We start from the raw sequence: 9,912 nt of genomic DNA, 5'->3' as shown, positions 1-9,912 counted from the left end.
TGCCCCATGCACACACTGCGTCTTGCCTTGCTGTCCCTGCTGCTGACCTCACTGCTCTCCGCCTGCGCCAGCCCGCGCGCCCAATGGGAAAAGCCCGGCGCCAACAGCACACAAGCCCACAGTACCTATGCGGGCTGCCAGTACGAGCTTGGCCTGACCGACAAGTCCGCCAACGAGGAGCAGACACTGCTGAAATACTGCATGGAGCGCGACGGCTACCGGCTGCAAAGTTACTGATTCATGGCGCGCACTGAACCGTATCGAGCGGCGAGTCAGTCGGACATCCAGCTGTCACTCGCCTTGCGGGCCCGCTCGCGACCAGCACGTTCACGGTCGCGGCGGGCCTTTTGCTTGAGGTAGTAACTGCGCAGGCCAAGGCCGAGACCGAAGGCCAGCATCAGGGCGAATACCAGCCCCTGCCAAGGGCGGGCGGCATCGCCAAGCCAGGTCTCCAGCGCGACGATGGCGATCAGGCCGCTGGCCTGACTGGCAACGGCGATCGCACGGCTACGGTCATAATGATGTGACAACATGGGGATATCCTTGGAGCGTCCTCGGCGGCAGAGCCATGCTCAGCGCGCGAGGCGTGGATGTCGAAGTCCGTCGATTATCGCATACTCGAGCCTCGCGACTGCAGCGCCTGCCGAGCGTTTGCCAAGCGCCTGCCACACGCAGGCCGACAGGTATTGCTGCCCTGAACGCTCCCCCGGACACCGCCAGAGGATAACCGCATGGATGCCATCGCCCTGGGCCCTGCCTTGATTTCCGTCGAACGCCTCTATGCCTTCGTGGCAGCCCTGGTGATGCTGATCGAGTTCTCGCTGCTGATTCGTCTGCTGGCACGCATGCACGCCAGGGGCACGACCGCGCCCGCTCACGATTCTCCCCCGCTGAGCCCCTCGCGCTGGTTCAATCGCATGCTGGTCAGCTGGGTGATCGGCGCGCGCCTCACTCATGTCGCGCTGCACTGGGCAAGTTATCAGCAGGCACCGCTGGATATCCTCAAGCTATGGCAACCGGGCTACCACCTGCTCGGCGGCATGCTGGCCGCGACCCTGGCCAGCCTGTGGCTGTTGCGCCGGCATGGCGCGATTCGCCAGGTCATCGCGCTGGGCAGTCTGACCCTGGGGCTGACCGCCTTCCTCGGCCTCAAGCAACTCGACCCGCTGGGCAATGACTCCGCCATCGAGGCAATGCCTGCCATCACCCTCAATCATCTGGACCGCCGCCCCGTGGCACTGAATGACATCCAGGACGAGCGCGTGATCGTCAATCTATGGGCCACCTGGTGCCCGCCCTGCCGGCGCGAGATGCCACTGCTGGCAGAGGCTGATCAGAGACCCGGCGTCACCGTGGTACTCGCCAATCAGGGCGAGCAGGCACTGGCGGTGACCCGCTTTCTGAAAAGCGAACAGCTGACGCTCGAGTACGCGCTGCTCGACCCCGCCATGCAACTGATGGCGCTGGCCGAGGCGCAGGGACTGCCCGCGACCCTCGTCTTCGATGGCGACGGACAGCTGATCGAGCGTCATATCGGCGAGCTGAGCCGCGCCCAGCTGGACGCCCTGCTACCGGAGTCGCGGCCATAGAGCGACACGCTGGTGGCCTCGCTCGGCACGACAAAGACGCTCGCCACAAGAAAAGGCGCTTAAGCCACGGCGTCTGATCCGGTAAGATACCGCGCCCCTGTATTCCCGATTCCCGTCTTTGTCCTACCCCGAGGCTTCATGAGCGACTTCATTCCCGGTCAGCGCTGGATCAGTGACGGCGAGGCTGATCTCGGCCTTGGCACCATCCTCAATGTCGACTTCCGTACCGTCACCGTGCTCTTTGCCGCCAGCGAAGAAACCCGAACCTACAGTCTGCGCGAAGCGCCCCTTACCCGGGTGGCCTTCGGCAATGGCGACCGCATCCAGTCCGACGATGGCGAATGGCTGGTCGTCGATGACTTCAAGGAAGTGCGCGGCCAGATCGTCTACATCTGTGAACGCAACGGCGAGCATGCCGGCGAGCTCATCGAGCTTCCCGAAGCCCGCCTGAACGACAAGATGCAGTTCAATCAGGCACGTGATCGCCTGCTGACCGGCCAGGTCGACCGCAATGACTGGTTCGACCTGCGCTACCGCACCCTGCGCCACTTCCATCGTGTCGAGCAGAGCCCGGCGCTGGGCCTGTCCGGCCCCAAGGTCGATCTGGTGCCGCACCAGCTCTACATCGCCGATGAAGTCTCGCGCCGTCACGCGCCGCGCGTACTGCTGGCCGATGAAGTCGGCCTCGGCAAGACCATCGAAGCCGGCCTGATCCTGCACCGCCTGCTGCTCAGCGGCCGCGCCAGCCGTGCGCTGATCCTGGTACCGGCGAGCCTGACCCACCAGTGGCTGGTCGAGATGCTGCGCCGCTTCGCGCTGGATGTCTCGCTGCTCGACGAGGAGCAGTGCAAGGCCTACGGCACGCGCAACCCCTTCGAAGGCAACCAGATCATTCTGGCCAGCCAGGACTGGCTGTTCGCCAACCCGTCGCGTCAGGTCCAGGCTGCTGCCTGCGATTGGGACATGCTGATCGTCGATGAGGCCCACCACCTCGACTGGAGCGAAGACAAGGTCGGCCCGGGCTACGCCTGTGTCGAATCCCTCGCTCGTCAGACCGCCGGTGTGCTGCTGCTGACCGCCACACCGGAGCAGATGGGACTCGAGAGCCATTTCGCGCGCCTGCGCCTGCTCGACCCGGAGCGCTATCACGACATCGAGCGCTTCAAAGCCGAGGAACAGGGCTATGTCGCCGTCGCCAGCGCCATCGATGCCCTGGAAGCGCTGCCCGCCGATCAGTCCGGTCTCGACAGCCTCGCCAGCGTGCTGGATGACAGCGACAGCCGCGCCCTGCTCGACACCCTGATGGACAGCGATGCCGACGATGCCCAGCGCGACAGCGCGCGTCGCCAGCTGCGCGACCAGCTGCTCGACCGCCACGGCACCGGCCGCGTGATGTTCCGCAACTCACGCACCCATGTCGCCGGCTTCCCCGAGCGTCGCCTGCACGTCCACGAGCTTGAGCTACCCTCCTCCTACCGTCGCGTGGTACGCAAGCTGGAGCGTGACGAGGACTATCTCGATGACCTGCTGATCGAGACCGGCATGAACCACCCCGAGGTGGTGCTGTTCCTCGACGAGATGTATCGCGCCCTGCCCGATGACCGCATGAACGCGGAGCCCTGGTGGCAGATCGACCCGCGCGTCATGTGGCTGCTGGAAACCCTGACCGACCTCGGCAACGAGAAGGCGCTGGTGATCTGCCATACCGCCGATACCGCGCGTGAGCTGTCCGAAGGCCTGCGCGTGCTGGGCGGCGTGCATGCACCGGTCTTCCATGAGGGCATGAGCCTGGTCGAGCGCGACCGTGCCGCCGCGGCCTTCACCTCCGAAGAGGAAGGCGTGCAGCTGCTGGTGTGCTCGGAAATCGGCTCGGAAGGTCGCAACTTCCAGTTCTGTCACCACCTGGTGATGTTCGACCTGCCGGTACATCCGGACCAGCTCGAACAGCGCATCGGGCGTCTGGATCGCATCGGTCAGCAGTTCCCGATCGAGATCCACGTGCCGGTCTTCGAAGGCTCGCCGGGTGCCCAGCTGCTGCGCTGGTACCGTGACGGCATGGATGCCTTCAGCGCGCCGCACGGCATCGGCAGCGAGCTCTACGCCCAGTTCGGCGACGAGCTGGAAGAAGCCCTGCTCGACAGCGAAGAGATCGACAGCATCATCGAGCAGACCCGCGAGCGCTTCGACGCCCTGCAGGAAGAGCGTCAGTCCGGCCGCAACCGCCTGCTGGAACTCAATGCCTGCCGTCACGAGCGCGCCGAGGAAGTCATCGCCGCCATCGAGACGCTGGACAACGACAAAGCACTGCCCGGCTATCTGGAGCGCGCCTTCGACATCTTCGGCATCGAGAGCCGGGACCTCGGCGACGGCATCACCTATCTGGCACCGGGCCCGCACATGCTCGACGGCCTGCCGGGGCTGGTGAAGGGCGAGGAAGGCTTCAGCGTCACCAGTGACCGCGCCACCGCGCTGTCACGCGAAGACGTGCAGCATCTGTCGTGGGAGCACCCGCTGGTACGCGAGATGCTGGTCCGCATCCTGGATGGCTCGATGGGCAACACCGCGCTGGCGCTGCTCAAGCACCCGGCGATTCCCGGTGGCCGCCTGATGACGGAAGTGGTGTTCCGCACCCAGTCCACCGCGCCGCGCGGCCTGCGTCTGGGCCGCTTCCTGCCGCCGACCGCCATCCGTGTCCTGCTGGATGAAACCGGCAGCAACCTGTCCGACAAGGTCTCCTTCGGCGGACTGGCCAAGAACCTCAAGCCAGTCAAGAAGGCGGTCGCGCGCGACCTGATCAAGCAGAACCACGCCACGCTGCGCAAGCTGATGAGTGATGCCGAACAGGAAGCCGAGCGCGAACTGCCGACCATCGTCGAGCAGGCCCAGCAGCAGATGCGCGAGCAGCTCAGTGCCGAACTGGCGCGCCTGGAGGCCCTGGCCAGCCATAACCCGGCCGTGCGCGAGGAAGAGCTCGAAGCGCTGCGTCAGGAGCGTGCCGCACTGGATGGTGCCATCGAGACCACCCGTCTGCGTCTGGACAGCGTGCGCGTCATCGTCACCGTGGATGCCCACGAGCGTTGAGCTGACCGCAGGCGTCAGTGATGCACCTGAAACGCCCCACCTGCCATCGGCAGGTGGGGCGTTTTGCCGTGTGCGCCAGCGACAATGGCCCGCTGGACTTGCCAGATCGACCAGCGGCCGCGACGATGCCATCGCCTGCGCTTCGCGATTCGCGGCCCATCACTTTCGTTGCATCCCTTTCGTTTCACCCTATCGTTTCATTACTACAGAGCACCCTCATGGCGAGATCATATCCAGAGAGCGACGAGGCAGCGTCAGGGCAGAGCTGGCAGGGAGAGCGCCTGGCCGAGGAAGGCGAGCGTGTCGCGAAGGTGGGGCTATCGCTGCTGGCGGCGGGCGATGACTGGTGGGCCATCGACAAGCCGGCCGAGCTGCCCTCGGTGCCGGGGCGTGATCCCTCGCGCTTCGACAGTGTCCATTCGCGCCTGTGCCAGCTGAGCGACGATACCCGCGCCGTGCACCGTCTGGATGTGGCGACCTCCGGGGTGCTGCTGGTGGCGCGCAATGTCGAGGGCCAGCGGCGGCTGTCGCGGCTCTTCCAGTCGCGCACCATCGAGAAACGCTATCTGGCCGTGGTGGCAGGTCATCTCACGCCCGCCGAGGGCAGTATCGCCCTGCCGCTGCGCTGTGACTGGCCACGCCGCCCGCGTCAGATCGTCGACTTCACGCATGGCAAGTCGGCCCTGACGCATTATCGGGTCGAGCAGCGTCTGACGCTCGAGGGCCAGCGCCCGGATGGTACGCCTCAGACCCTCGCCGCCAGTCGTGTAGCACTGACACCGCATACCGGGCGCTCACACCAGCTACGCCTGCATATGCTGGCGCTCGGCCATCCGATCATCGGCGATGGCTTCTATGCGCGCGGAGCGGCACTCAATGCCAGCCCGCGCCTGTTGCTGCATGCGGCGCGCCTGGTGATTCCGCCAGCCAGCGACGGCGAGGCACCGCCACTGGTGCTGGAAGCGCCGCTGCCCTTCTAGCGTCGCCTTGCTGCCAAGGCTCACTTGCGTGACAGGATATCGGCGAAGGCCACGTCGAGGGTCGGGTAGTCGAAGGTGAAGCCGGCAGCCAGCAGACGCGCCGGCACCATGCGGGCGCCTTCCAGCAGCAGGGTGCTCATCTCCCCCAGCCCCAGCTCAAGCGCCTTGGCCGGCAGCGGCAGGATCGCCGGACGCCCCAGACCGCGAGCCAGAGCGTGGGTGAAGCCCATGTTGGTGACCGGATGCGGCGCGCTGGCATTGAAGGCGCCGCTGAGACTGTCATCCGCCAGCAGACGCTCGATGATGCGAATCATGTCGTGGCGGTGGATCCACGGCATGTAATGGCGTCCATCGCCCAGCCGTCCTCCGAGCCCGAGCTTGAAGGGCGTCAGCAGCTTGGCCAGCGTGCCGCCATCGGCCTCCATCACCAGGCCAGTGCGGATGATGGCCAGCCGCACGCCGTATTCGGTGACGGGCATGGCGGCCGCCTCCCAGTCGCGACACAGGCGGTGATTGAAATCGTCGTGGGGCGTCGCCTGCTCGTCGATCTCGACATCGTCCGGCTCGCCCGCCCTGGGCTGTGCGCCGTAATAGCCCATCGCCGAACCGGACACCATCACCTGCGGCGGATGGCCTTCGGCGGCCAGCTGCTGACACAGCATCACCAGATGCTCGGTGGCCTCCAGCCGCGAACGCCGTAGCTCACGCTTGTGATCCTCGCTCCAGCGCCGCCCGGCTATCGACTCCCCCGCCAGATTGACGATGCCCTCAGGCTGCCAATCCTTGAAGGCCAGTGACGAATCCGCCGCGACCACCGTCAGCCCCAGGTCGGCAAACTGGCGCTCAGCACGCTCCGGGCGGCGCGATACGACCGCCAGCGAGTGGCCCGCAGCAGCCAGTGACTGACACAGCGCCTGGCCGACGAACCCCGTTGCACCTGTTATCAATATTCGCATGTTGCCCTCCTCGGCGATGAAGCATCGAGTGTGCCGACTTCCGCCATAAATCTATACTTATATTGTACAATTATGCGCAAGAAGTTAACTTTAGCGTATCTGCTGTCGGGTCACATGACGACCCGTACCCCCTGAACACCGCCCGCGCAGGAGTCGCCTCCAGATGCCAGTATCGTCCATCGCCATCATCGGTGCCGGTATCGCCGGATTGTCCGCCGCCACCCGACTGGCCGCACAGGGCCATGCGGTGACGATATTCGAGAAGGCACGCGGCCCCGGCGGACGCCTGGCCAGTCGCCGCACGAGCGAAGGCCCCATCGACATCGGCGCGCAATACTTCACGGCGCGTGATCCACGCTTCCAGTCCGCGCTCGAGCAGTGGCGGGCCGCAGGCGTCGTCGCAACTTGGGGTGAGAGACTGTTGAGCCTCGGCAAGTCGGCGTCTGACGAGAGCCAATGGAAGCGGCTGCGCGATGATTCCACCCGCTACGTGGCCAGTCCGCGCATGAGCGCCCTGAGCCGCCACCTCAGTGAACAGCTGCCGGCCCACGCCAGTCTGCACAGCGAAACGCGCATCACGCGCCTGATCGCGGACGAAGGCACAGCATCAGGCAAGCGCTGGCGGCTCGAGGACAGCGACGGTGATCAGCACGGCCCCTTCGATCACGTGGTGATCAGCGCACCGGTGCCGCAGGCACGCGCCCTGCTGAGCACGGCCGGCACCGACGCCCAGGGGGTGGCGCTCGCCGAGGACTCGCTGGCCCCAGTCCTGAGTGAGGCGCTGGCGCAGGTGGAGATGGCGCCGACCTGGACACTGATGGCCACTCTGGAGACGCCGCTACCCGCACTGGGAGGCGACGCTGACTGGCAAGGGTTGCTGGTCAGTCGCGGTGATGATGGCCCGCTGCGCTGCGTGATGCGCCAGCATTCGCGTCCCGGCCGCCAGCCACCGACGCATGCACGGGAAACCCTGAGCCTGCTGGCGACCGCCGGCTGGAGCCGAGCGAATCTCGAGAAGTCGCCACAGGAAGTCGCGACCTTGCTGTGGCAGGCCTTCGAGGCACTGCCGGAGCTCCGTGAGCTGGCACCTAGCTGGAGCCAGGGCAAGGTCACCCTCACGGCGCATCGCTGGCGTTACGCTCACCCGACCCAGACGCTGCCGCAGACCTCAGCGGCAGCCGGCCACAATGCCCATGTCCACAATGTCTATGACCAGAAGGGCTATGGCCAGGGGTCATCCGGGCTATGGCTGGCCGGAGACGCCCTGCGTGGCCCGCGCGTCGAGGACGCCTGGCTGTCAGGGCACGAGGTAGCCGAACAGCTGCTCAACACCCTCGCCGACAGCTGATACGCTGCCGCGACCCCTCATCGCCCACAGGATAGCTGCATGACTACGTCCACAGATCACGACAACGCCTTGATTCTATTGGCCCATGGGTCACGTGACCCGCGCTGGCGCGAGCCCTTCGAGGCACTGGAAGCCACGCTGGCTTCCCGCCTCAAGCGCCCGACGCGCCTGGCCTATATGGAGCTGTGCGATCCGCTGCTGACCGACACCATCGATGCCCTGGCGGCAGACGGTGCCGCGCGTATCGACATCCTGCCGCTGTTCTTCGCGGCCGGCCGTCATCTGCGCGAGGACGTGCCCGCCATGCTGGAAGACTCGCAGCGCCAGCACCCCGACTGCCCCATCAGTCTGCTTGACCCGGTGGGTGCACATCCGGCCTTTGTCGAGGCCTTGATCCAGATTGTGGAGCAACAGGACAACGCCTAGACGGCCGATTTCATGACGGGACCTTCGGCGTCAAAGGCGCTGTGATGCACCTTCAAAACATGCGCACCGAGGATGCGACGCAGCTTGCCTCTTGTCAGGCTCTGGCGGCTGCGCCATCCTGATGCCCACATGTACAGCTAGTGCACAAGATGCATTGCCGGTATCCCACAGCGCCCCAAGTGACGACACTTCAACTTTACCCTGTGTGTCGTCCTCACCTGTGCTTCACCCGGGATGCCTCGTCACCGCCAGAGGTAACACCATTCATGACTGACAAGGCCACGGAAACTGCCAGTTCGCCGCTGTTTCCGATCCGCGAAGTCTCTCGCCTGACCGGCGTCAATTCGGTCACGCTGAGAGCCTGGGAACGCCGCTACGGACTGATCGAGCCCCGCCGCACGCCCAAGGGGCATCGCCTGTATGCCCGCGAGGACATCGAGCGGATCGAACACATCCTGCAGTGGCTCAACCGCGGAGTACCTGTCAGCCAGGTACGCGAGCTGCTCGACCAGCCGCAGCCGGAAAGCACGCCGATGCCGGACGAAGGCAGCTGGAACGGCCAGCAGCAGCTGGCACTGGCCGCCATCGACGCCCAGGACGAGGCGCGCCTGGCCGAGCTGTACAACCAGAGTCTGGCACTGTACCCGGTCAGCAGCGTGGTCGAGCGCCTGTGGCGTCCGCTGCTCGAGCAGCTCGAGGAGCGCGGTACCGCCACCTTCGGCACCCGCCTGGCCCAGTGCTTCTTCGAGAGCTTCCTGCGCTCGCGCATCGGTGCCCGGCTGGTGTTTGCCAATCAGGAGCGTCACGCCCCGCACATCACGCTGACGCGCCTGCCGGAAGAACCGGGCCTGAGCTGGCTGCTGCTGTTCGCGCTGGTCGCCAGCGACGCCGGCTATCACGTCAGCCTGCTGGATGGCCCACTGCCGCTGGCGGAGCTGCCGCTGGCCGCAGAGCGCCTGCAGGCACAGGCCGTGGTGCTGGTCGGCACCCAGGCCGAGCGCTCGGATGTCATGCGCCGTCAGTTGCCGCGGGTCGCAGAACAATTGAGCGTGCCGCTGGCCATCGCTGGCCCGGCCGCCCAGATTCGCCAGCAGGAGCTGGTAGACGGGCCCATTGAAGGCCTGGGGGCCGACCCGATTCAGGCGGTCGCTCGCCTGAGGTCCTTGATGGCACGTTGATCGCAGGCTCCTGCTCGGCATTGGTTTCACCGATCGCCAAGGAGCCCCGATGTCATCTGACTCACCATCCGCCTCTTCCCCCGCCTCCGCACCAGCGGGGGCTCCCCTGCAGCTGGTCTGGCTGCGCAGTGATCTGCGCGTACACGACAACACTGCTCTCTCGCAGGCTGCCGCACGCGGCCCGGTCGTGGCCGTCGTCGCCCCCTGCCTGGCGCAGTGGGTCGAGCACGGCCACGGCGCCAACAAGCTCGACTTCCTGCGCCGCGGCCTGCATGTCCTGCAACAGGCACTCGCCGGCTATCACATCCCGCTCAAGGTGCTCGACTGCGACACCTTCGCCGAGGTGCCCGAGGC

10 protein-coding genes are annotated in these 9,912 nt (G+C 66.0%); 8 read left to right on the top strand and 2 right to left on the bottom strand.

Features of this window, described 5'->3' with window-relative positions:
- The coding region (locus tag AC4FAH_RS11060) for a hypothetical protein (protein WP_490246031.1) at positions 1-237 on the top strand (237 nt) is incomplete at its 5' end.
- A gap of 35 nt (positions 238-272) precedes the next feature.
- Here the strand turns inward: AC4FAH_RS11060 and AC4FAH_RS11055 are convergent.
- A complete protein-coding gene (locus AC4FAH_RS11055; RefSeq protein ID WP_225347393.1) occupies positions 273-533 on the bottom strand; it encodes a hypothetical protein in 261 nt (86 codons plus the stop codon).
- 198 nt (positions 534-731) lie between these two features.
- On the opposite strand from AC4FAH_RS11055, the gene AC4FAH_RS11050 reads away from it, so the two are divergent.
- The 3 genes from AC4FAH_RS11050 to AC4FAH_RS11040 all read left to right on the top strand — a co-directional run bounded on the left by AC4FAH_RS11050 (position 732) and on the right by AC4FAH_RS11040 (position 5,650).
- Complete coding sequence (locus tag AC4FAH_RS11050) at positions 732-1,589, top strand: TlpA disulfide reductase family protein (RefSeq protein WP_225347394.1); 858 nt, start codon at positions 732-734, stop codon at positions 1,587-1,589.
- A gap of 138 nt (positions 1,590-1,727) precedes the next feature.
- Positions 1,728-4,670 carry an RNA polymerase-associated protein RapA gene (rapA, locus tag AC4FAH_RS11045; protein ID WP_225347395.1) on the top strand — a complete coding sequence of 981 codons (2,943 nt, stop codon included), beginning with the start codon at positions 1,728-1,730 and terminating at the stop codon, positions 4,668-4,670.
- 218 nt (positions 4,671-4,888) lie between these two features.
- Complete coding sequence (locus tag AC4FAH_RS11040; RefSeq protein WP_225347396.1) at positions 4,889-5,650, top strand: RluA family pseudouridine synthase; 762 nt, start codon at positions 4,889-4,891, stop codon at positions 5,648-5,650.
- Between the two features lie 20 nt (positions 5,651-5,670).
- Here AC4FAH_RS11040 and AC4FAH_RS11035 read toward each other — a convergent pair whose 3' ends face one another.
- Entirely contained in the window at positions 5,671-6,606 is a 936-nt protein-coding gene (locus AC4FAH_RS11035) for a TIGR01777 family oxidoreductase (RefSeq protein WP_225347397.1), read from the bottom strand.
- A gap of 163 nt (positions 6,607-6,769) precedes the next feature.
- Between AC4FAH_RS11035 and AC4FAH_RS11030 the strand changes: the two genes are divergently transcribed.
- The 4 genes from AC4FAH_RS11030 to AC4FAH_RS11015 form a co-directional block, all read left to right on the top strand.
- Positions 6,770-7,954: an NAD(P)/FAD-dependent oxidoreductase gene (locus AC4FAH_RS11030; protein ID WP_286987134.1), complete on the top strand. Its 1,185-nt coding sequence runs from the start codon at positions 6,770-6,772 to the stop codon at positions 7,952-7,954.
- 39 nt (positions 7,955-7,993) lie between these two features.
- Entirely contained in the window at positions 7,994-8,380 is a 387-nt protein-coding gene (locus tag AC4FAH_RS11025; protein WP_043335994.1) for a sirohydrochlorin chelatase, read from the top strand.
- Between the two features lie 266 nt (positions 8,381-8,646).
- The gene (locus tag AC4FAH_RS11020; protein ID WP_225347399.1) at positions 8,647-9,558 is read left to right on the top strand and encodes a MerR family transcriptional regulator; all 912 of its coding nucleotides are present in this window, start codon (positions 8,647-8,649) and stop codon (positions 9,556-9,558) included.
- A 49-nt stretch (positions 9,559-9,607) separates the two neighbouring features.
- Positions 9,608-9,912: deoxyribodipyrimidine photo-lyase (locus tag AC4FAH_RS11015; protein WP_490246030.1), on the top strand; the 305-nt coding region annotated here is incomplete at its 3' end.

It is taken from the genome of Cobetia sp. (assembly GCF_983723665.1).
This window is presented reverse-complemented; position numbering and strand designations above follow the sequence as displayed.